Genomic DNA, 21,160 nt, shown 5'->3' on the forward strand with positions numbered 1-21,160 from the left:
ATGTACCCTGTCGGAGGCCAGCCTGCACTACCCCTGCAGTTCCAACTAGGCCCCACTGAGATCCTGCTCCTCATAATTATCGCGCTGATACTGTTCGGCCCAAAGAAGCTCCCCGAGCTCGCGAAGGCTGCGGGCGAAGCTGTCAGGATCTTCCGGGAGGAGAGCCAGAAGATTACTTCGTCCGTGGAGGAAGCGGCGGCTCCAAAGACGGCGGCGTCCACTATCTCTGACGAGGATCTTAAGAAGCTTGCCGAGAAGCTGGGTGTTAAGACAGAGGGCAAGTCCAGGGAGGAGCTCGTAGAGGAGGTCATAAAGAGGGCAAAGGAGAAGGGGCTCATCTAGGGTATTTTAAACAATATCTACATTTTGTCTGCTAGCTACTCCATAGTAGAGCTGTCATGGAGCTCTTGCTGCGAAAAAAGTCCAAAAAGCTCCTGCTGGACTATCTAGCCCAGTCGAGCCAGAGAGTTGGAGAGGAGATAGCGAGGGTGGAGCAACTCTACGAGGCCCTCGTGAAAAAGGGCGAGTCCAATGCCTTCCTAAAGGTGCTTGTCGACAAATTATCTTCAAGTATAGCCATCCCTGACCCTCCACTCCCGCCAGACTCTGAGAACCTGCCCCAGAAGCTCGAGGAATACGAGAAAGACCTTAAAGCCCTCGAAGAGACGCTTAGACAGACGCTCAACTTCCTCGAGAGAGTTGAGAAAATCATACCCGAGGCCGAGAAAGCCGCAGAGAGTGTTGATAGTTACATCAAGATCATAAGTCCACTGAACCCATCAATGGCCTCCGAGGCGGCTAAGAGTGTTGCTAGAGTGAGGAGGCTCCAGGAGGCGTTAATGAGATACCCCAGGCTACCTCTACTCGCCGACCTCGAAAAGGGGGTAGAAGATTTAGACAGAGTTGAAAAGGCGCTGAGGTCTGAGTACGAGAAAGCACTGGGTTTTATTCTCCGAGAGCTCACGGCGACCCGTGAGATCACGAGAAGAGCTCTCGCAGTTGCTGTGTTACAAGAGAAAAGTCAGCTCGAGAGGGACATGGAAGACTTGAACAAGATGGAACAAGAACTAGTTGAACTGAAGGCAAAGCCCCAACCTATTGACACGCAGAGGTTCTACTCAGAGCTAGGGAGAATAAAGACCCGCGCAGGCGAAATACTGCAGAGGAGCCTTGCACACGGCGAGGCAAGAGTCTTCGAGGCTTTATTGTGGCTTGCCGCTTCAAGCGAAAGCAAAGTCATGGAGTTCTCTGACCTGGTAGACACGATAAGTAGGAGGGGCGGGGTCAGCACCAGCGAGACTCTATCAGCCCTCTACAAGCTCTCGAAGAGCGGTGCAGTGAAAGTAGTCGCGCGTGTACTCGGGTGATACTCTAGGGGTTAACCACAACATACTCGGTAGCGGCTAGCACGCGTAGCCTCTCCACCCCCCTTATGCTCTTAATGTAGTTGGCGACGGCTTCTGGGACGAGGCTCTCCCACTCTCCCCCCTCCGAGATGAGTCTCCGGATAATTCTACCCTGCAGTTTTTCTCTATCGAGCAAGGGGGGCTTCAAGACCTCGTAGCCCTTAGCCCGGGCGAGCAGCTCTACAAATGGGTTGCCCGTGCACACAGCCTCGAACCTGGGGACGCGTTTTTCAATGTAGTCGAGCCACAAGGAGTTGTCTGGTATATTATCGAGAGGTACCACGTAGAGACGATCCCACACGTCCCGCAGCGCGTAGCGAAGCATGGTTATGCGCTCTCCGGCAGTAAATGGATTCTCTAGAGTGTAGCTGTACTGCGCTGCAGTGACCAGGACTATCACTTCCTCGCTTACTCCGAGCAACCAGCGTATCGCTGCCACATGGCCGTTGTGCACTGGTTGAAAGCGGCCGGGGAATAGGGTCCTGCTGAACACAACGATTTATTATGCCGCTAAGCCTAATAAGGGTGTGGTCTTCGTAGCCGGCGTAGACGAGGCTGGCAGAGGGCCTCTAATAGGGCCGATGGTCGTTGCGATAGCCTGCGCGGGCGAGGCGAAGTTGAGGAGGTTAGAGGGGTTAGGTGTTAGGGACTCTAAGCTTTTGACGCCGGCTCGTAGGGAGAGGTTGCGGCGTGTCCTGGAGCAACTCCTCGACTACTTTGCCGTGCGGGTAGTCCAGCCAGAGGAAGTTGACAGGGCAGTTCAGGGCCTGAGCTTCGGGAACTTGAACGAGCTCGAGCTATCACTCATGGCCGAGCTGATACAGCAGGCCCTGGAGAGAGTTAGCGTAGAAAAAGTGTACGTCGATTCTCCTGACCCTCTACCAGAGAGGTTTGGCAGGAGACTATCACAAAGGGTCGGGACTAGGGTTGAGGTAGTGGCCGAGAGCCACGCAGACAGCAAGTACGTCATAGTTTCCGCTGCATCGATAATAGCTAAGACTGAGCGTGACCGGATAATAAGAGAACTCAAGAGCACGTACGGCGACTTCGGCTCTGGGTACCCCTCAGACCCCAAAACACGCGAGTTCGTCAAGAGGTGGATCGAGAGGGAGGGTTCTCTACCCCCTATAGTCCGGAAGTCGTGGAGCACTCTGGAGAGGCTCTAGTAATGTTTTTTAACAAGGCGGGGAAGTGGGGTTGATGGACGAGAAGGGGTTTTACGCGCATCCTACCGCAGTAGTGGAGGACGGTGCTGTCATCGGAGAGGGTACGCGTATCTGGCACTTTGCGCACGTTAGGTCTGGAGCCCGCGTAGGGAAGAACTGCAACGTTGGGAAGGATGTCTACATCGACTCTGGAGCCATTATCGGGGACAGGGTGAAGATACAGAATGGAGTTTCTGTCTACAGGGGTGTGATTATTGAAGACGATGTCTTCGTCGGCCCCTACGCTGTCTTCACGAACGACAAGTACCCGCGCGCGTTCTCCACAGACTGGCAGGTAGTCCCCACAGTCGTGAAGAAGGGGGCGAGCATTGGGGCCAACGCGACTATAGTGTGCGGAGTGACTATAGGCGAGTACGCAATGGTTGCCGCAGGTAGCGTCGTTACCAAGGATGTGCCGCCCCACGGCCTCGTTGTTGGGAACCCGGCTCGTCTGGTAGGCTTTGTGTGCTACTGCGGCAGGCCCCTGAAGGACAGAGCTGGAGAGACCGAGGACAGTGTTCTCTTCAGGTGCTCTCACTGTGGCAAGCAAGTGGCTATAAAAAAGGAGCATCTGAGAGCCCTGGAGAAGTAGCAGTCATTCCTAGCAGTGACCGCAGGAGCTGGGTTGAATTCCGGCCAGAAGTAGCCCCGTGGGAAAACGGCTTGCACAGGGCACGTATGAAGGCTGGACACGGTGGACTTAAGGAAGAGATCTGGTGGCTGGGTATAGGGGGTCACTTCAAAACGCTCGAAAAACAATAAGCGAAGGCTTTTCTAGAGGTGGGCTCCCGCAGAATAACTCTGTGTAGTAACCATTCTTTATCTCTCTGTAAAACGAGTTTCACAGGTATGGATGAGGAGTTTATCCTCGCCGTAGACATCGGTACGACGACAGTGAAGTCCGCCATTTTCAACACGGACGGGAGGATCCTTGCACTCGAAGGACAGGAATACCCCACCTACTACCCACGCCCTGGATGGGCAGAGCAGGATCCCGAGGATTGGTGGAACACTACCGTCCAGGTTGTCAGGAGTGTCCTTAGGAAGTCGAGGGCCGAGCCAGGTCAAATTCTAGGCATATGCATAAGTAGCCAGAGAGAGACAATGGCGTTCCTGGATTCCGAGGGACGTAGCCTGGGGCGTGTACCGATATGGATGGACAGGAGGAGCACCCCGCAGGCTGAAGGAATAAAGGAGAAAATCGGCCTACAGGAGATATATAGGAGAACTGGGCTCGTCGCAGACGCAACGTTTACTGCGACGAAGCTTTTATGGTTCAAAGAGAATCAGCCAGAACTCTTGAAGAGGGCAAGGGTGGGGCTACAACCGAAAGACTACGTAATATTCAAGCTAACGAATAGGGCCGTGACCGACCACAGCGTCGCCTCCCGCACCATGCTCTTCAACATTAACACCAGGAGCTGGGACTACGAGTTAATAAGCGAGCTCGGGCTAGAGGATTATGCCGGCATCCTGCCAGAGTCTCTCCCGAGCTGGGAAGTCGCCGGAGAAGTAACACCTGAAGCCTCCTCGACTACAGGCCTGAAAGCTGGGACACCAGTGTTAGCCGGCACCGGCGACAGGACAGCAGAGATACTGGGTGCTGGCATACTCTCATCCGAGCGCGTCGAGGAGTCCACCGGAACTGGATCCACTACAGCTACACTGCTGAGTGAGCCCCTACTTGACCCTAAGATGAGATTCTCCGTCGGGGTTGGGCCTATCCCGAACACCTGGGCCCTAGAGGCGGGAATGTCTACAGCAGGCGCCATCCTGCGCTGGTTCAGGGATCAGCTTGCTGAAAGCGTCAACCTCCTAGCCTCCTCGACGAAGCGTAGAGCATACGAGTACCTTGACATGGAGGCTGAATACGTCCCGCCGGGCTCCAATGGGTTGATAGTCCTGCCCTTCTTCTCGGGTGCGAGGAGTCCAAGGTGGAACCCCTACGCTAGGGGGGTTGTCTTTGGGCTAACAGTGTTCCACACGCGAGCCCACATCTTCAGAGCCCTGATGGAGGGGGTCGCGTACGAGATCAGAAAGATACTGGAGGTGATTGGCGAAGTCGGCATAAGGCCCTCTGAGCTTGTATTGATTGGTGGTGGAGCAAAGTCGCCGACATGGGCTAGGATTAAGGCGAACGTCACAGGCGTGGAGGTTGTGCTCCCAGGGTTGCTCGACGCAGCTCTAGGTGGTGATGCGGTGTTAGTGGCTGTTTCGAGCGGAGCTGTCAGCGAGTACAGCGAGGCGGTAAAGGTGTTCTTCAGAGAGAGGGCCAGGATAAAACCCGAAAAGAGACTCGTCGAGGTATACAACCGGTATTACTCGCTCTACGAGAGACTAGCCGAGACCTTAAATGAGTATTTCAAGGAGGTCTCCCAGATATCAGACGTCCCCACGACAGCGCCAGCCTGGGACATCGACAGGCTCGTCCACCTCTTATTCAAACTTGAGTCATAGGCGCCCGATGTACTCCTTGAGCCAGAGAACCACTCTCTCGTAACTCTCCCTACCCCTCTGCGTCAACTCCACGTACTCGCCGTCCCTGTCCTCTACAACCCTCACTAGTTTTTTCTCCTCAAGCCACTCCAGGTACCTCATAAAGGCTGGGTAGTTAAGCCTGCTTGCCATTTGGAGGTGTGTCTTCCTCATTCTACCCTCATTGTATAGCGCGTCGAGTATTCGGGCCAAGACTATGATATCTAAGCGCATTACACGACTACAGAAAAGTAAGCGCGAGGGGTAAAATAACTTTAGATTCTGGAGTTACCTATAGCACTCTTTATCTCATCTATAGCTGTCGGATCCTCTATGGTCGTAAGGTCACCTAGTTCTTGTTCCCCCTTGACTATTGCTTTTATGACCCTTCTCATAATCTTGCCGCTCCGCGTCTTTGGAAGCTTCTTCACGAAGAAGATGTTAGCAGGCTTGGCTATCGGGCCTATAGTCTCCGCGATATGGTTCGCGAGCTCCTCCTCTAGCCTGGTACTAGGAGTAAAGCCGTCCCGTAGAACGACGAATGCTGCAGGAACTTCCCCCTTAATCGGATCAGGCTTCCCGACTACAGCTGCTTCAGCTACTGCTGGGTGCGATACTAGGGCGCTTTCCAGTTCCATAGTTCCTATCCTGTGGGCTGCAACTTTCAGGACTTCGTCAGCCCTGCCGAGAATCCAGAAGTAGCCATCTTCGTCTCTCATGGCATAGTCGCCTGGATAGTAACAACCCAGGAACTTGCTCCAGTACGTGTCGATGTAGCGCTTAGGGTCTCCCCACACGCCGAGGAGCATGCCGGGCCAAGGCCTTTTGATGACGAGGTAGCCTTGGATGTTTGGGGGCGCAGGCGCGCCTTCCTCGTTAAAAACTTCCGCGTCGACGCCGGGCAGCGGTAGAGTGGCAGAGCCTGGCTTCAACGGTACGAGATCTATCCCCGCGGCTGGGGCTATCATGAAGCCTCCAGTTTCTGTTTGCCACCAAGTGTCGATTACCGGGCACTTCCCCCTGCCTATGACCTTGAAGTACCACTCCCAGGCTTCAGGGTTTATGGGCTCTCCAACGCTCCCGAGGATCCTCAACGACGATAGGTCGTGCATCTCGGCCCAGTGGCTCCCGTAGCGCATGAACATCCGAATAGCAGTTGGAGAAGTGTAGAATGCCGTGACGCCGTGTTTCTCGATTACGCTCCACGTCCTATCGGGAGAGGGGTAGTCAAGCGCGCCCTAATACATCACGGTGGTTAGGCCGTGCATAAGTGGCCCATAGACCACATAGCTGTGGCCTGTAATCCAGCCTATGTCTGCAGTGCACCACCAGATGCCCTCGTCATTCGGGTTGAAGGCCCACTTCAGCGTCCAGTAGACCCAGACTAGGTACCCGCCTGTGCTGTGGTAGATCCCCTTGGGTGTTCCCGTAGTGCCGGAAGTGTAGAGTATGAAGAGGGGGTGGTTGGCGTCGAGCTTCTCAGGTTCTACGTACGTGTTCCTGCCTATGCCTTCCATCAGAGTGTGGAACCAGAAGTCTCTCCCCTCAACCATGTTCACGTTTACTCCTGTACGCTTTACTACAATGACGTTCTCAACTGAGAAAACTTGCTCTAGTGCCTTGTCGGCGATCTCCTTTAGTGGGACGACCTTCCCCCGCCTGTAACCGCCGTCTGCCGTGACTAGGAGCTTTGCCTTAGAGTCGTTGATCCGCTTGGCGAGCGAGTCGCTGCTAAAGCCAGAGAACACAACTGTGTGTACAGCGCCAATTCTGGCAGCCGCAAGCATGAATATCGGTAGCTCAGGGATCATGGGAAGGTAGAGGGCTATCCTGTCGCCCGGCTTCACCCCGAAATTCTTGAGCAGGGCGGCTACCCGGTTTACCTCTACATAGAGGTCTCTGTAAGTGTACTTCCTGACTTCGCCGTCCTCACCCTCCCATATTAGTGCGACTTTATTCTTCCTCCAGGTCTTGACGTGCCTGTCCAGCGCGTTGTAGCTGGCATTAATCCTGCCTCCCACAAACCACCTATAGAACGGCTTCTGGGAATCGTCGAGCACTTTGTCCCATATTTTAAACCATTCAAGGGCACGGGCATGCTCGTCCCAGAAGCCCTCGGGGTCTTCTAGGGCCCTCCTCCTCAGCTCTTCGAGCCTAGTAGTGAGGATTCTCTTCTGCTCGACTGGTAGTACTCCCATCGTCTATCGCAGAACACCGCTTAGACAGTAATTGAAGTAAATTTCCGCGTATACATCAGAATCTATCATGACAGATGTGAGAGATCTCCCTCTACGAAGTTTGATTTAAATAAAAGATTATGGACCGGCCGGGATTCGAACCCGGGACCTCCGCCGCTCTCAGGCTTTCAGCCTTGCAAGGGCGACATCCTCCCGCTAGACGACCGGCCCTCCCTTGCACCTTAACCAGGTAAACTTATTTATCCTTTTCTCAGGAGAATTCTGGATGATGAGTGCACGTCAGGGCGACCGGTGAGCTCATTGGTCTTTTCTGACGCCGTTAACCCCTATTCCTCGTACATAACCCCGGAGAGGGTAAACACGAGACGTCAGCGTGTTGGGGGCCGTGACGCTACAGGCTTACGACCTTGTCCACGAGTAGTATTTTCTCAGCTCTCACCCTCTGGAACTCCTCTCTCGAGTGGGGTAAGTCCCTTACATTGAGCACGACGAGAGATCTTTGCTTTGTGCTCGCCGAGTAGATTGTTAATGCCTCTCGGAAGTTAAGGCTCTCATACCACGTGTACCTATATATGGGTAGCCCTTCAGGTTTGCCGCGGTTTAGAGCCGCGTATATCCCGAGCCACGGGTTTATCGGCTCTACGGGGGAGTCTGATGACGCCAAGACGCCAGCTCCTGTTGCGAGTAGGGATCTGTAGGCGTAAACCCACTTTGTCCTGTCGCCTAGCCTGTCAGCAATCCACGTGTCACTTAGTATGAAGTGGGGTTGTACGGAGACCCTTGGCTTCAACTCCGCTATAGTCTCGAGGATGTCTGGAGGGGTTAGAGAAGCGTGTTCTATCCGTAGCTTGCCCCCGATCCTGCTTGCCGCCCCGAGAACCTCCTCCAAGGCCCGGTCTCCTATAGCGTGAACAGCCACTTCTAGGCCCTCTCTAATGGCATTCGAGGCTACCGTCACTATTTTGCCGGAGTCCAGCAGAAGGTTGCCGGTGGTCTCGCTGTCACTGTAACGCTCCCTCAGAGCCGCGGTTCCGGCACCAAAGCTTCCATCAGCGAAGATTTTCACTCCCGCGACTAGGCTAGGGAACTCCCTGTGTACTCCTTCGAGAAAAGAGCTGTAGTCTACGTACGCTCTGTACTCCTGGATAAATTCTCCACTATCCTGGAGACTTTTTACCACCTCGAGTTCGACCCGCGAGACGGACATCGAGTGGAGCGACACTACCCCGTAAGAGAGGTACTCCTGGAGCAATTTTTTCGCCAGCTTTTTAACCCGCTCTAGGGGAGGGTCGGGAACCCTGGATAAAGCGTAGCTGACCAGCTCCTCAAAGACAACCCCTGTAGGCTTCCCGTCCTCGACTTGGATAAATTTCTCCTCCTCGCTCCTCGCCTCGAGCAAACCGAGAGCCTCGAGAGCCCTTGTATTGAGCACGGCGGCGTGCCCGCACACTCTTACCAGTATGACCGGGTTATTAGGGGCGACCTCGTCGATGTCGTAGCGCGTGGGGTAGCGCTTTTCCTCCATCTTGTCCTGATCCCAGCCCCTACCGATGATCCACTCTCCGCTGCCCGCGGAGGATACAGCTACCCTGACTTTCTCCTTCAAATCCTCTATTGACTGCACGTTCCTCAGGTCGAGCCTGCCGAAGCTAAGAGCCGTGGAATAGAGGTGCATGTGCGCGTCCTCCAGCCCTGGTATTACTACTCTCTGGTCAACGTCGAGCACCTCTTCTGGTTCAAACCTTCTAACCCCCTCCTCTCTGCCAGCGTATATGACTCCCTTGCCCATTGAGAAGACAATACTATCGACGTCCTCGTCAAGGGGATAGTGGACGTTAACCAGAGCTATGCGCACAATAAGGATATTTTAGGTCGCGGTTAATTAAGACTGTGCCGTCTCTGAGAGAGTTGCTGAAGGGCACCCTACCGGAAGACCTGTTAAGGCTCGTCCCGTCGAGCTTCGACATCATAGGCTCCAGGGAGGGCGCCGTTGCGGTCGTGGAGATGCACGAGGCGCTTGAGCCGTACAAGGGGATTATTGCAGAGAAGATAATGGAGCTACACAAGAACGTCAGAGCTGTGTATAGGAAGGTTGGTGGAAGAGAGGGGGAGTATAGGTTGAGGGAGCTGGAGCTGATAGGCGGGGAAGAAGTCGGGGAAGTCTTACACAGAGAGCACGGTTACCTCCTTAAGCTTGATGTCACGAGAGTGTACTTCTCGCCTCGCGAAGCTACCGAGAGGCAGAGGGTTGCAAGCAAAGTTCAACCCGGCGAGTTTGTCATCGTAATGTTTGCGGGAGTGGGGCCATTCGCCATAGCTATAGCGAGGAGACAGCCCCTCGTCGAGAAGGTAATTGCCATTGAAATTAACCCAATAGCGTACCGCTACATGGTGGAGAATGTCCGGCTCAACAAGCTCGAGGAGAAGGTGGTTCCTATACTCGGTGATGTCCGAGAAGAGGCGCCGAAGTTTGCGGAGAAAGCTGACAGGGTCGTGATGCCTCTACCCAAGGGAGCTTATATGTACCTTCACGAAGCCTTCACTTGCTTCAAGAAAAAGGGTGGCGTGCTACACTTCTACTTCTGGGATCGCGAAGACGACTTATTTAAGAGGGGCTTCGAGCTTGTCAGGCGTGCAGCAGAAGAGCATGGGTTCGAGGCAGAACTGCTGGAGGCGCGTATAGTATCGCCCTACGCGCCCAGGGTCTACAAGCTGGCCTTCGACGTTAAGGTTCATAGCAAAAGCTTATAAAGGCGACAAGGAGTCGGAGCAAGCACTAGCTTGTTGAAAAAAGGTGAACGTGTGTTTAAAGCGGGTATGAGGCTGAGGATAGGCGCAGTGGTGTTAGAGGATCTGGAGGGGGCAATTGCTGGGAGCGGAGTCGACAAAGTGTACGTTGTCGCGGGGCCTCAAGAGGCACTTAGAGTAATAGAGGAAGTTGTGAAGAGGAGAGATGTAGACCTGCTCCTCGTGGACGACGTTCTGGTTAGCCAGATAGGCAAGAGTAAACTGGCAGAAATCAAGTATAGGAATCCTTTCCCAGCGATCGTAGAGCTGGAGACAAACAGAGTGCCGAGGCCAGTAAATTCCTAGTTATACTCTTCGGAGGATCCTGTTCAGGAGCTCTGGGAAGACTCTTTCTCGCACTTCGGCTAGTTTAGCTTCGATGGTGCCGTTATAGTACTCCTTCCCGTCGCTGGATACTACGAGGATGCCTCCATTGCACTCTATCTCTTCTCCTAGAGTCACCTCCAAGTTTGGCTTAAGTTTCGAGAGGGCAGCGGCTCTCTCCTTTATGATCCGCTCTACGTTTGAGGAGTCGCCGAGGCACGGGTGGACTATTAGGCTGGACGACTGCATGTCCCGTACAGCCTCCTCTAATCTCTTAGATATGAAGGAAGTGTAGTACTCGGGATTCTGCTTCACTTCGCGCACTACCCTGGCTAGAATGTCCTCGAGAAAGTTGAGGACGTAGTTATACCTCTCCGCCATGTACTTACGCCTAATCTCGAGCCTTTTAGGCGCCAGCTCGCCCTCCGCTTTCTGGCGTGCCTCGGCAACTAGCTGTTTGACCCTCTGAGCTCTTATCTCATCGGCCTTAAGCGTAGCCTCCTGAACTATCTTCTGTGCCTGCTCTTCTGCCTCCTTCAGAATCCTGCGGTACTCCTCTTCTGCCGCTGTCCTAAGCTCCTCGATGATGACCTCCATTAGGCTTTTACTCGCACTCATGGTATCACCCGATTAAAGCTTCGAGTAGCGCTTTCCAGATCTCACGTTCATTTTCCAGGAGAGCAGTCTTTACCAGCTCCAGTTTCTCGCGCTCCTGCTTCTCGAAAGCCTCTAGACTCTCACGCACCTTGAGCTGTTCCTCTTCCAGCAGGCTCTTTATGTTATCGTCCAGTGTCGCGTCCTGTGCACCTGCAAGTAGAGACTTAGCCTGTTCCCGGGCTCTAGAGATAATCTCCTCGGCGAGTTTCTTTGCTTCAGCTATCCTAGCCTCAGCTTTTCTCTGCTCCTCCAAGATGATTCTGATGTCGATCTCGTCTCTAATCGCTAAGGCCCTGCTCACTCCTTCTTGACCCATTTCAGCCTCACCCCTACAGCTAATGAGAGCTTATTATATAACTCTTCCAGCCGGTTTGTAGACACTTCCTCGGATGATGGTATAACTACAACTAGGGGTGGCTCCTTCATGACCGCCATTACCTGGCTTAATCGGTCTTTCACGTACGAGTAGATCTCACCTTCAACCAGCGCAACCCTGTTTTCCAGGATTTTTGACACGATGGCCTCGATTTCGTCTGGGCTAGGTTTACCGCTCACTTTAACTATTTCGAAGCCCAGGAGCCTTAGGGGGTCAACAGTCTCCGTCGCACCTATTGCAACAACACTCACCCAAAACCCCAGAGTCTTGTTAATACGAGTTATTTATTTTTTCGTTTTAACAACTCGCTGATGTCGCGTAAGACTTTTCTCTCGAGGTTTGCAAGCTCCTCAGCGTTTTCAGCTTCAATTGTTATCCTTATGACCGGCTCAGTGTTTGACGCTCTAACCAGGAACCAGCCGCGATCCACGTCTACGCGCACACCGTCTATCGTCGTAACCCTGTCGTACTCTGCAGTGTACTTTGACTTCAAAGCATCAACAATTCTGAATTTCTCCTCATCAGGCACTTCGAGTTTCACTTTCTTTACGGGAGGCATAGGCACACGATACTTTGAGAGAGGGCCGCCAAGTTTCTCGACAGCCTCAAGCATAAAGAGCAACGAGACTATCCCATCGTCGAGGTTCACGCCCCTATACGTTACGAAGTGGCCGCTACTCTCTACTCCGAGCTCTGCTCCGGATTTTACTGCATCGAGAATCATGAAAATTCTGCCTACGGGCACTCTGACCACCCTTCCGCCCATTTCCGCCACAGCTCTATCAACTATACTCGAGCACTCCACGTTTACCGCTACTTCCGCCTTACCCAATGAATGAAGCATCACGATAGCTGCCTGCTCGGGGGTTAATGGCGACCCCGTCTCATCAAAAAAGATCACCCTGTCACCGTCACCGTCGAAGGAAACGCCTAAGTCGGCCTTGAACTCCCTAACTAGGGACGACATGTACATAGTGTTCTCGAGCGTGGGCTCGCTTCCCCTGACTGGAAAGCGCGGGTCTACGTCACAGTTCACTGTAAAGACTTGGTAACCGAGATCCCTCAGAAGCTTCGGGACAACCATGGATGTAGCGCCGTTCCCACAATCGACCAGGACTCTAAGACCTCCGGAATGCTTACCAATACTGTGTAGGAAGTCGAAGTACTCTGGAAGTACCTCCCTCACGCGCAGAGTCCCAGAACTCCCTACGCTAGCCCAGGACACCCCCCTCTCCGCTATGCTCCTTATCCTCTCGATGTCCCCCAGACATATAGGCTCCCCGCCCGGCCTGAACAACTTTATGCCGTTCCACTCCGGGGGCAAATGAGAGGCAGTGATGTAGGCAACATGGTAGTTTAAGTGCTTCGAGGCGTAAATCGCCATCCCAATAGGCCCTGCCCCAGAGTCCACGACGTCTGAACCCGCTCCCGCAAGACCGCTTGCAAGGGCTCTCGCCAGTACTGGAGAGCTAAACCTAGTGTCGTGGCAGACACAGTAGTCCCCGTGCTCAAAGTTTGAGAGAGCACCGCCAATTACAGCAACAACGTCAGGCGTGAGATCCTTGCCGTACACCCCTCTAATGTCGTAAGCTCTGAATATGTTCGCGGGAAGCACCACACTCAGAACTTCCCCGCCTGTTTAATAACCATTTCCGTGCTACAGCAGTTGCCCGTGTTCCTACTTAGAGTGCGTGCCATAGCTAGACCCTAATCGAAATACCTATATAGAGAACTGTGGATTCCACAAGGGGCAGTATGAAGTTCCGCTTAATGGATCTCTTGGCATGCCCATACGACAAGCACTTCCCCCTCGAGCTCTACGTTATAGAGAAAGTCCGGTACGAGAGAACCTTTACATTCAAGACGAAGCCTGCCTGCGAACTCTACTGTGCATTTAGAGGGGTGCGTGTCGAGGAGCTTAAGGACAACGATCCCGGCTGCGATGAGTGCATAAAGTTCGAGGTAAAGACCGGAATACTCTACTGTCCAGAGTGCGGTAGGTGGTGGCCGATTAAAGACGAGATACCGATAATTCTTCCAGATAATCTGAGGAAGAGGGAGAGCGACCTAAGGTTTCTGGAGAGCGTGAAAGACAAGATACCGGAGAAGATAGTGAAAGAGGGTAAGCCCTGGAGCCTCTCGCCGGCCTAGTCGTGCGTGAATACATAGAGGCCGGGTTCTTCCACCCTGACGAAACCTATCCTCACGAACTGGATTCTATCCTCCCTTTTGAGCTCCCGCGTTGCAGGCTCCCCGAAACCTCTCACGGTGAGTATGCTGTTGCCCTCAACTTTAAGGATGCGCCCCGGGAAGTTGTCCTCCTTGGGAACCCACTGGACTATCTGCAACTCATGTTCTTTCGCGTATCCAACATCATTGTTAATGAATTCCAGAGCTACACCGTTGTCGAGTACTCTGAAGTTTCCAAGCCCCATCAACCTGACTTCCCCTCTCCCCACAACAGCATCACTCTCTATCAGGACGTGGCGCGTTTTGACGTGTATTCTGCGCCTGCCGCGCTCGGGATACGAGGGGTGTACTATGACCTCCGCGGTTATGGGGGGCTCCAGCCCTACAAGCTCAACCTCGCGGACAGGCTCTCTAACAAACATGTACCTGTTCGAGACGGGCTCGAGGTACTTCTTGTTCATAGCGTGGATCTTCTCAATGCTTATAGTTGCCGTCGAGGGTTTGATCCCCACCTCGAACACCATATCCCATATTGTCTGGGGCAGTATCCCCCGGCGTCTGAGCGCCCTCAGTGTTCCAAGCCTTAAATCGTCCCAGCCATCGTAGAGTCCCTTCTCAATGCCCCTCCTAATGACAGATTTGCTGAGAACCATCCCCTCTAGATTTAGTCTCCCGAAGTGAATACCAACGGGCGGCTTCCATCCGAAGTGCCTGTAGATGTACTCTTGTTTCAGAGTGTTCACTGCATGCTCCTCGCCTCTTAGTATATGCGTCACTCCCATGAGGTGGTCGTCTATCGCGCAGGCAAAGTTGTACGTAGGCCATACTATGTACTTGTCGCCGACCAACGGGTGAGGGTACCTCTTCGTGTCTATAATCCGGAAAGCTATCCAGTCTCTGACGGACGGGTTGGGATGTGCGGGATCTGTTTTGATCCTAAGCACGGCCCCCTCTTCGCTATACTCTCCGCTAAGCATTTTCTCCCATCTCTCGAGGTGCTCCTCAGTGGGTAGCTTCGAGCAGGGGTCTGGTATCCCGGCATCGCGGAACTTCTTTATCTCGTCTCTAGAGTGCGTGCACATGTACGCTCCTCCTACTTCTATTAGCTTCCTAGCGTGGTCGTAGTAGATCTCCATCCTCTGGCTCTGGACGTACTCCTCGTCCCAGGTTAGACCCAGCCACTTCAGATCCTCCCTTATGAGGTCGTAGGCCTCCAGCATGGGTCTTTTTGTCTTGGGATCCGTGTCCTCGAATCGTAGAATAAACCTACCCTTGTACATTACCTTGGCGTAGTAGTAGCTCAGGATTGCAGGGCGCGCACTGCCCAGGTGCAAGACAAAGTCGGGGTTAGGCGCGAACCTCGTAACGACGACGCCCCCGACTTCCTCCGCGCCGGGCAATGGGGGTAGCCTCTTACTCTCCTCCTTCCTCTCACGAGTAAGCGCCTCGGGCCATATCTCGTTCAGCATTTTTTCTTGCTCATCCAGACTCATTGAATTGACTTTCTGAACAACATCATTTACAACAACGAGTATGTCTCTAGCCCGTGCCCTGAGCTCGGGCACCTCGGCAAACACCTTACCCGCAACAGCTTTCGCGTCAGCCTTCCCGCCGTACTTAACAGCATTGGCGAGGGCGTACTTGAGAGCAATCCTGTAGACGTCAACCTCCATAACCCTTCACACACCCCCAGCTCCAGCAACTTTTATTTCTTCCCCCCTACCGGTGCAGACTACGACTCCTAGGAGAGCCGGGCAAAAAGAACGCTTAAATACCACCCGTACATAGATGGATAACGCTGAAGGGCCGGTCGTCTAGCGGGAGGATGCCGCCTTGGCACGGGCAGTAGCTCACAGAATGGCGGAGGTCCCGGGTTCGAATCCCGGCCGGTCCATTTTTTGCACATTTTAACTGGATAACCGTATTGTATGAAAAGGAGGCTCTGCTGCTCGTTCGAGTTCTAGCGTGGCAGGAGCTCTCTAATAGAGCAGGACATAGAGGCCTTTTTCTGCGAGTTCAACTTGTGCTTGCCTAAGGGCGACGTAGCCGTAGAGGATTAGCCTTCTAGCTATGCTCTTGCCCCTGGGGTCAAGGCTAGATGAAGTATCCATGAATGCCCTGTAGCTCACTACGCCGCCGCTCGCCTCGAGCTCAGAGAGTATTGCCCGCGCTAGCTCCGACTCCCCACCGAAGGCAAGCTTCACAAGGTCAGGCTGCTTGGAGCGCTCGGGGTATTTACAGGTGATCGGGCTACCGCCCGAGAACTCGCCCTTTTCGACGTCGAAGTCGGCTCTCGCGAGGGCTCTAAGCTGGATTACCCTGGGCAGAAGCGCCCTCCTGGAAAGCGAGTAGCCCACTACCCCGGATGCTTTGAGGCTCTGCCACTGCGTGATGAACGGGGGGTTGGCTAGTACCAGCCGTTCTGTACCCGAGGCTGACAGGGCGTGAATGAGGGAGGCGAGAAAGGAGCGGGAAATACTCTCGGCATGAATGCACACCTCCCTCTGTCCTATCGCTGACAGCGTAGAGGTGGCGGGGGCGAACGGGAGGAGTTGCACGCTCTGTCCCTGTCTTGGCTCGCCTGTGTAGACTGCTACCTTGAGTATCTCCCACCAGTCATCGGGTTCAACGGCTGCAGCCTTCCATACTGTGTGAGGTCCTGGAGCGTCCAAGAGGAGGGTTACGAGCCTACCAGGCCTCCGGAGGGGCATGTCGTGTTCTAGGGCCTGCGCGAGGAGCCACTCCGGCCCATAGGTCCAGGGCGGGAGTTCGCCTGAGGGGGTTACTGAGAACGTTCCGCTTGGGCACTCCTCGCCGTAAAAGACCTCCACGCGCATGGCTCTGCGGCCGGATCAGAGTGGGCGAAGGGTGTCGGATTGCGGGGCCTGCGGTGGGGCCACGGGTATAGGTAGTGTTGGTGGTATTCCCAGTTCTTTGAGGAGGAGCATTATCTCGAACATCGTCATCGACATTACGAGCTGTAGCAACTGGGGGTCGGGAGGGCCTCTTAAGAGCTTCGAGTTGAGCTCTTCGAGTTCGCGGGCTTCACCGGAGGCCGTGAATCTGCCCTTAACCTTTACTGAAAAAACTGGCGGTATACTCTCAACGCTGGCAACGAATTCTGCCGCGAGCTGGTTCCCAGAGAATGAAACGTTAATCGGGAAGTTTAGCTGTATGTTAACGTTTAGCGGCCCTGGGGGTGGTTCTGTTATTTTTTCAGCTTGGAGGTAGGTAAATGTTATGGAGGTTTGCACGAATAAGTTTAATTCTGGCTCGAGACTTAAACATTGTGGTAAAAGCTATTATCGCTGGAAGCGCGGGGGAGAAAAAACTTCTACTGGGGAACGAGGCTATAGCTAGGGGCGCCCTCGAGGCTGGCATCTCTTCCGCGACGGCCTACCCTGGAACTCCTTCAACGGAGATCATTGAAGCTATAGCCGAGGTTGCGAGAGACTACGGAATTTATGTGGAGTGGAGCACCAACGAGAAAGTAGCTCTCGAGATAGGTATAGGCGTGTCTATGATGGGGCTGAGAGCGCTTGTAGCGATGAAACACGTCGGGCTAAACGTTGCCTCCGACCCCTTAATGAGCCTCGGCTACACTGGCGTAATCGGTGGACTGGTCGTGGTCAGCGCCGACGACCCCAATGCCCACAGTAGCCAGAACGAGCAGGACAACCGGATCTACGGGATACATGCGAATATACCCGTGTTCGAGCCCTCCACAGTACAGGAAGCCAAGGACTTAACCAGAGAGCTCTTTGACCTCTCCGAGGAGTTCCAAATGAGCGTCATTCTCAGGACAACGACTAGGCTCGCCCACAGTAGGTCTCAGGTAGTATTCGGCGAAGTTGTTAGGCCCAACAGAGAGGCTGTATTCCACAGAGACCCGGAAAAGTGGGCCCTGCTACCGCCCTACAACCTCGCAAAACACAGGGATGTGCTCGTGAAGCTCGATAAGCTGTCGGAGCACCTTTCATCCTTCCGGTTTAACACCGTTGAGAAGGTTGACGGAGACGTTGCAGTTGTGACGTCTGGAGTCGCATACAACTACGTCAAGGAGGCGCTGGAGGAGCTTGATTTGGCGCTCTCAGTGTTCAAGCTCGCCTCAGTATACCCACTCCCGAGGAAGCTCGCTCTCGAAGCTCTCTCCTATGGCAAGGTCATTGTAGTCGAAGAGCTCGAGCCCGTTCTAGAGTGGCAGCTGAAGGTGCTTGCCTACGAAGAGGGCATGAAGGCAGAGATCCACGGCAAAGATCTATTCCCACGCGTCGGCGAGCTGAACAAGGAGCTCGTGAAGGCAGGGCTCTCAAGGGCCCTGGGTATCCGCTACGAGGCCCCTCCTGCAGTAATGCCGTCTGTAGAGCTGCCGAGGAGGCCCCCTGTGCTGTGCCCCGGTTGCGGGCATAGGTCTACATACTATGCTGTGAAGATAGCGGCCCAACGCCTACGCGTTAAACCTGTATACGCGAACGACATAGGTTGCTACACTCTAGGCTTCTACCCGCCCTACCAGATGGCTGACTTCACGTGGAGTATGGGCTCGTCTATCGGGATCGGGCTTGGTATTGCCAGGTTCAGTAAAGAGCCTGTCGTAGCGTTCATAGGGGACTCAACGTTCTTCCACGCTGGCATCCCGGCGCTGATAAACGCAGTATATAACAGGACACCCATGCTCGTCATCGTGATGGATAACGGGATAACTGCCATGACCGGGCACCAGCCCCACCCCGGCTCTGGGGTCGGAGTATTCGGGGAGGAGAAGCCCGCTATACGGATTGAGGAGGTCGCGAGGGCTGCCGGGGTCAAATTTGTGGAGGTCGTCGACGCGTACGATATTATCGCCATGAGGGACGCCGTAGAGAGAGCTATAAAGTACATGAGGGAGGCTGGAGAGCCGGCAGTTATAGTCTCTAGGAGGCCCTGTGCTCTAATGGTTCTCCGCGAGAAGAGGCGTAGAGGCGAGAGCATAAAGCGCTATACTGTTATGAAGGAGAAGTGTATTAACTGCGGGATATGTGTCGACAGGTTCGCGTGTCCCGCTATTGTTAGGGAGGGAGACGGAAAGGTCACGATAATCCCTGATCTATGTACTGGGTGCGGTGTGTGCGCCACAATATGCCCGGCTAAAGCTATACGGGAGGTGGAGGTAGATGAGTAGGAGGAGTGTTGTTATTGCCGGTGTGGGCGGGCAGGGTCTTATCACGATAGGGAGCGTGCTCGGCGAGGCCCTCATGGCTAAAAACTACAACGTGAGCGTTGGGGAGATTCACGGGTTGTCCCAGAGAGGGGGCTCCGTAGCTGTTTTCCTCAAGTATGGTGAGGGGGCCGTCTCTCCAGTAGTTACGCAGGGAGAGGCAGACCTAATCGTAGGGCTTGAGCTAATCGAGACTGTTAGACGCCTACCCCTCTTGAAGAGGGACGGCTCTGTCGTGGTCAACGACTTCCTGTTGCCTCCTCCAGCCTCTAAGAGTATACCTACGCGCGGCGAGCTCTTGAGCAATCTCTCACGCGTGAAGTCGTACGTGGTAGACGCCAGAGAGCTAGCGCTGAAGGCTGGGTCGGAGATAGCCGTAAACATGGTTATGCTCGGAGCTGCCCTCGCTACTAAGATACTGGACTTGGATATACCTGATATCGAGAACCTGCTTTCAAAGCGCTTCAAGGGGGATGTCTTGAGAGTAAACATGGAGGCGCTGAGGCTAGGGTATCAGAGTATAAAGGAGTAGTTTCTTCTTTAGGAATTCTGTCGAGAGTCAAGAGATAATAGAAGAGACAATAGAAAGGAGTAGCCTCGTGTAAAAGAGTGGTTTCTTCCTTAGGAGTTCCATCCCAACGCGAAGAATAACTTTAGTCTGCGTATCCATGTCACCATATGTTGAGATTATCTCCTCTCCCTCAATCTCTTTGATGCTCGCCAGCATATAGTCCAGTTCGCTGTCAGACATTCTATTGAAGATCCTCCTTAGCGCAAGCTGCCCCAAGATTTCCAGCCCTAGTGTTCTCTTCACGTCTCTAGCATAGGCCTCGGGCTCACCTCTCTCTAGGGCCTTTGCCAGCAGTATAGATGCTCTGGAATGGTACACCAAGCCGCCCCCTGTTGTCGGCTTCGTCTGCCCAGCCGAGTCCCCAACATAGAGAACCGTTCCCTTGACGTGCTCTCTAAGTCCACCCGTGTAGACAGCCCCTCCGATGACTTTCCTAACGTCCTTGGGCCGCAGACTCCCCCTGGTCAGTTCACCCATGCGCCGGAGGAGATATTTCATCCTCGTGAGAACTAGGTTCTCTGACGCTAGACCAATCCTGAACACGTCATCGCCCAAAGGCACGGCCCATGCAAAGAAACCCTGTGAGAACTTTGAGCCCAGGAAGATGTAGACATACTCGCTGTCCGTGCTCTCGACCCTAACGTCGTACTGTAGAGCAGGCAGGATCCACCTCCTTGCTTGAGGGTGCCTAGAAGACAGGCTTTTCAGGCCTCTAGCGTCGACAATGTACCTTGCCACCAGCCGCTTCGACCCCGCTTTCACGCTCCTACCGTCTGTCGTGGCCTTAACTCCGAGGAGGATGTCTGCTCTCCGCGAGACAATGTCGTACAGTTTTTGCTCGTAGAGTGGCCTGTTTATTACGGCAGCTACACTCGATTTCTTCTCGACTGTTACCCGCGTGCCGCTAGGCGACATTATGTGAGCCCCGCGTACGTAGTTCACGGCTATTTGCCAGTGGTTTAGACGTAGGAACGTGCTAACGCCCTTCAAGCTCACGAGGCCCGTGCAGTGCTCCGGGAAGCCGACGCGTCTATCCTCCTCGATCACCAGGACGCTGAAACCCCCTGCTTTCTCCAGGATACTTCTCGCGGACTGAAGACCCGCAGAACCCCCTCCAAGTACTATGACATCGTAGTCTCTCTGCATACAGGCTCAGTTTAGAAGAAGTATGACTCGCGCGTCAGGACTTTTAGGTCGCGTGCCAATTGCTTTGCTATTCCAATTACGAGCTTCTCGTGCCTCTCGCTCTGAAGCCTGAGACGTTTCACGAAGGCGTCTCCCTCAGATTCAACTTTCGAGGCTATGACTTTGAGTAGCTCGAGCGGCGACTTGTCGTTGTAGGTCTTCTTGAGCGCTTCGAGCTCCGAAATAACCTCTGAGCCCTTTCTCAGGACAAAGCCGTGTACGAGAATCCAGCTGTTCGAGAACTCGGAAAATACTTTCCTGGCCTCGGCTACACCTCTGTCTGTTAGCCGGATCGTGTTGACGTGTCTACCTCCCCTAAACTCTGTCTTCTCCTCAATAAGCCCCCTATCCTTTAGAGAAATCAAACTCTTCTCGAGGTCTGGCGAGAATGGGAGGAAGATAGACGGTGAGGAAGATAGAGGTACGTAGGGGTACAGGAATAAGATAACATGTAGAGCCTCTTCGCCGTAGAGCGGAGTGCGCCCATCAAGATACAGAAGGAGTAAGACGAAATCTTCATGAGAGGGCGTGTACACAGGTGTCAAGCCAATTTTTTTCGACAGCTCGAGTTGCCAGTCTTCGGGCAACA

At 53.9% G+C, this 21,160-nt stretch carries 22 protein-coding genes, 2 tRNA genes and 1 pseudogene; 11 read left to right on the forward strand and 14 right to left on the reverse strand.

The window, feature by feature from the left end:
- Positions 1-342 (forward strand): Sec-independent protein translocase subunit TatA/TatB, encoded by a 342-nt coding sequence (locus IG193_RS03415; RefSeq protein WP_192819494.1) that lies wholly within the window; start codon positions 1-3, stop codon positions 340-342.
- A gap of 56 nt (positions 343-398) precedes the next feature.
- Complete coding sequence (locus IG193_RS03420) at positions 399-1,367, forward strand: hypothetical protein (protein ID WP_192819495.1); 969 nt, start codon at positions 399-401, stop codon at positions 1,365-1,367.
- Positions 1,368-1,371: 4 nt separating this feature from the next.
- On the opposite strand, the gene IG193_RS03425 is transcribed toward IG193_RS03420, so the two are convergent.
- On the reverse strand, positions 1,372-1,899 hold the full coding sequence (locus tag IG193_RS03425) for a nicotinamide-nucleotide adenylyltransferase (protein WP_192819496.1): 528 nt from the start codon (positions 1,897-1,899) through the stop codon (positions 1,372-1,374).
- Between the two features lie 34 nt (positions 1,900-1,933).
- Here IG193_RS03425 and rnhB point away from each other — a divergent pair, with 34 nt between their 5' ends.
- From rnhB to IG193_RS03440, 3 genes are all read left to right on the forward strand, one after another.
- Positions 1,934-2,572, forward strand: a complete 639-nt coding sequence (gene rnhB / locus IG193_RS03430; RefSeq protein ID WP_218042172.1) for a ribonuclease HII — start codon at positions 1,934-1,936, stop codon at positions 2,570-2,572.
- A gap of 34 nt (positions 2,573-2,606) precedes the next feature.
- Positions 2,607-3,203, forward strand: a complete 597-nt coding sequence (locus IG193_RS09245; protein ID WP_192819497.1) for an acyltransferase — start codon at positions 2,607-2,609, stop codon at positions 3,201-3,203.
- 257 nt (positions 3,204-3,460) lie between these two features.
- Positions 3,461-5,068, forward strand: coding sequence for a xylulokinase (locus tag IG193_RS03440; RefSeq protein ID WP_192819498.1), 1,608 nt, complete (start codon positions 3,461-3,463; stop codon positions 5,066-5,068).
- Here IG193_RS03440 and IG193_RS03445 read toward each other — a convergent pair.
- The 4 genes and pseudogenes from IG193_RS03445 to IG193_RS03460 all read right to left on the reverse strand — a co-directional run bounded on the left by IG193_RS03445 (position 5,063) and on the right by IG193_RS03460 (position 9,139).
- Positions 5,063-5,320, reverse strand: coding sequence for a winged helix-turn-helix domain-containing protein (locus IG193_RS03445; RefSeq protein ID WP_192819499.1), 258 nt, complete (start codon positions 5,318-5,320; stop codon positions 5,063-5,065). The two genes, IG193_RS03440 and IG193_RS03445, sit on opposite strands and share 6 nt — an antisense overlap.
- A 41-nt stretch (positions 5,321-5,361) precedes the next feature.
- Positions 5,362-7,284, reverse strand: a pseudogene (gene acs, locus IG193_RS03450) (acetate--CoA ligase).
- Positions 7,285-7,404: 120 nt separating this feature from the next.
- A tRNA-Ala gene (locus IG193_RS03455) sits at positions 7,405-7,494 on the reverse strand.
- 181 nt (positions 7,495-7,675) lie between these two features.
- On the reverse strand, positions 7,676-9,139 hold the full coding sequence (locus IG193_RS03460; protein WP_192819500.1) for an amidohydrolase: 1,464 nt from the start codon (positions 9,137-9,139) through the stop codon (positions 7,676-7,678).
- 35 nt (positions 9,140-9,174) lie between these two features.
- Here IG193_RS03460 and IG193_RS03465 point away from each other — a divergent pair, with 35 nt between their 5' ends.
- Positions 9,175-10,035 carry a class I SAM-dependent methyltransferase gene (locus IG193_RS03465; protein WP_192819501.1) on the forward strand — a complete coding sequence of 287 codons (861 nt, stop codon included), beginning with the start codon at positions 9,175-9,177 and terminating at the stop codon, positions 10,033-10,035.
- A 51-nt stretch (positions 10,036-10,086) separates the two neighbouring features.
- Positions 10,087-10,377 (forward strand): V-type ATP synthase subunit F, encoded by a 291-nt coding sequence (locus tag IG193_RS03470; protein ID WP_192819502.1) that lies wholly within the window; start codon positions 10,087-10,089, stop codon positions 10,375-10,377.
- On the opposite strand, the gene IG193_RS03475 is transcribed toward IG193_RS03470, so the two are convergent.
- Genes IG193_RS03475 through IG193_RS03490 form a run of 4 tightly spaced genes read right to left on the reverse strand, consistent with a single transcriptional unit; the run spans position 10,378 to position 13,046 of the window.
- Positions 10,378-11,013, reverse strand: coding sequence for a V-type ATP synthase subunit E (locus IG193_RS03475; protein WP_192819503.1), 636 nt, complete (start codon positions 11,011-11,013; stop codon positions 10,378-10,380).
- Between the two features lie 4 nt (positions 11,014-11,017).
- Positions 11,018-11,368, reverse strand: coding sequence for a hypothetical protein (locus IG193_RS03480; protein WP_192819504.1), 351 nt, complete (start codon positions 11,366-11,368; stop codon positions 11,018-11,020).
- A complete protein-coding gene (locus IG193_RS03485) occupies positions 11,350-11,679 on the reverse strand; it encodes a V-type ATP synthase subunit F (protein WP_192819505.1) in 330 nt (109 codons plus the stop codon). The genes IG193_RS03480 and IG193_RS03485 overlap by 19 nt, the downstream gene beginning before the upstream one ends.
- A gap of 29 nt (positions 11,680-11,708) precedes the next feature.
- Positions 11,709-13,046, reverse strand: a complete 1,338-nt coding sequence (locus IG193_RS03490; protein WP_192819506.1) for a phosphomannomutase/phosphoglucomutase — start codon at positions 13,044-13,046, stop codon at positions 11,709-11,711.
- 137 nt (positions 13,047-13,183) lie between these two features.
- On the opposite strand from IG193_RS03490, the gene IG193_RS03495 reads away from it, so the two are divergent.
- A complete protein-coding gene (locus IG193_RS03495) occupies positions 13,184-13,579 on the forward strand; it encodes a Trm112 family protein (RefSeq protein WP_192819507.1) in 396 nt (131 codons plus the stop codon).
- Here IG193_RS03495 and IG193_RS03500 read toward each other — a convergent pair.
- A complete protein-coding gene (locus tag IG193_RS03500) occupies positions 13,576-15,291 on the reverse strand; it encodes a glutamate--tRNA ligase (protein WP_192819508.1) in 1,716 nt (571 codons plus the stop codon). The two genes, IG193_RS03495 and IG193_RS03500, sit on opposite strands and share 4 nt — an antisense overlap.
- Before the next feature lie 130 nt (positions 15,292-15,421).
- Between IG193_RS03500 and IG193_RS03505 the strand changes: the two genes are divergently transcribed.
- Positions 15,422-15,512: transfer RNA gene (locus IG193_RS03505), tRNA-Ala, on the forward strand.
- 85 nt (positions 15,513-15,597) lie between these two features.
- On the opposite strand, the gene IG193_RS03510 is transcribed toward IG193_RS03505, so the two are convergent.
- Positions 15,598-16,455 (reverse strand): hypothetical protein, encoded by an 858-nt coding sequence (locus IG193_RS03510; RefSeq protein ID WP_192819509.1) that lies wholly within the window; start codon positions 16,453-16,455, stop codon positions 15,598-15,600.
- 15 nt (positions 16,456-16,470) lie between these two features.
- Positions 16,471-16,872, reverse strand: a complete 402-nt coding sequence (locus tag IG193_RS03515) for a hypothetical protein (protein ID WP_192819510.1) — start codon at positions 16,870-16,872, stop codon at positions 16,471-16,473.
- Positions 16,873-16,907: 35 nt separating this feature from the next.
- Between IG193_RS03515 and iorA the strand changes: the two genes are divergently transcribed.
- Complete coding sequence (iorA, locus tag IG193_RS03520) at positions 16,908-18,779, forward strand: indolepyruvate ferredoxin oxidoreductase subunit alpha (RefSeq protein ID WP_218042173.1); 1,872 nt, start codon at positions 16,908-16,910, stop codon at positions 18,777-18,779.
- Positions 18,772-19,347 (forward strand): indolepyruvate oxidoreductase subunit beta, encoded by a 576-nt coding sequence (locus IG193_RS03525; protein ID WP_192819512.1) that lies wholly within the window; start codon positions 18,772-18,774, stop codon positions 19,345-19,347. The genes iorA and IG193_RS03525 overlap by 8 nt, the downstream gene beginning before the upstream one ends.
- A gap of 27 nt (positions 19,348-19,374) precedes the next feature.
- Here the strand turns inward: IG193_RS03525 and IG193_RS03530 are convergent, their stop codons facing one another.
- Entirely contained in the window at positions 19,375-20,532 is a 1,158-nt protein-coding gene (locus tag IG193_RS03530; protein WP_192819513.1) for a lycopene cyclase family protein, read from the reverse strand.
- Between the two features lie 11 nt (positions 20,533-20,543).
- Positions 20,544-21,158: a hypothetical protein gene (locus IG193_RS03535; RefSeq protein ID WP_192819514.1), complete on the reverse strand. Its 615-nt coding sequence runs from the start codon at positions 21,156-21,158 to the stop codon at positions 20,544-20,546.
- Between the last annotated feature and the right edge of the window lie 2 nt (positions 21,159-21,160).

This window comes from Infirmifilum lucidum (assembly GCF_014876775.1).
GTDB lineage: Archaea > Thermoproteota > Thermoprotei > Thermofilales > Thermofilaceae > Thermofilum > Thermofilum lucidum.

Bases quoted from the DNA above. Each gene is read 5' to 3' on its own strand.
- IG193_RS03500 (WP_192819508.1), bottom strand. From the start codon at position 15,291: ATGGAGGTTGACGTCTACAGGATTGCTCTCAAGTACGCCCTCGCCAAT.
- IG193_RS03420 (WP_192819495.1), top strand. From the start codon at position 399: ATGGAGCTCTTGCTGCGAAAAAAGTCCAAAAAGCTCCTGCTGGACTAT.
- IG193_RS03415 (WP_192819494.1), top strand. From the start codon at position 1: ATGTACCCTGTCGGAGGCCAGCCTGCACTACCCCTGCAGTTCCAACTA.
- IG193_RS03445 (WP_192819499.1), bottom strand. From the start codon at position 5,320: ATGCGCTTAGATATCATAGTCTTGGCCCGAATACTCGACGCGCTATAC.
- IG193_RS03495 (WP_192819507.1), top strand. From the start codon at position 13,184: ATGAAGTTCCGCTTAATGGATCTCTTGGCATGCCCATACGACAAGCAC.
- IG193_RS03530 (WP_192819513.1), bottom strand. From the start codon at position 20,532: ATGCAGAGAGACTACGATGTCATAGTACTTGGAGGGGGTTCTGCGGGT.
- IG193_RS03510 (WP_192819509.1), bottom strand. From the start codon at position 16,455: ATGCGCGTGGAGGTCTTTTACGGCGAGGAGTGCCCAAGCGGAACGTTC.
- IG193_RS09245 (WP_192819497.1), top strand. From the start codon at position 2,607: ATGGACGAGAAGGGGTTTTACGCGCATCCTACCGCAGTAGTGGAGGAC.
- IG193_RS03480 (WP_192819504.1), bottom strand. From the start codon at position 11,368: ATGGGTCAAGAAGGAGTGAGCAGGGCCTTAGCGATTAGAGACGAGATC.
- IG193_RS03475 (WP_192819503.1), bottom strand. From the start codon at position 11,013: ATGAGTGCGAGTAAAAGCCTAATGGAGGTCATCATCGAGGAGCTTAGG.
- IG193_RS03440 (WP_192819498.1), top strand. From the start codon at position 3,461: ATGGATGAGGAGTTTATCCTCGCCGTAGACATCGGTACGACGACAGTG.
- IG193_RS03525 (WP_192819512.1), top strand. From the start codon at position 18,772: ATGAGTAGGAGGAGTGTTGTTATTGCCGGTGTGGGCGGGCAGGGTCTT.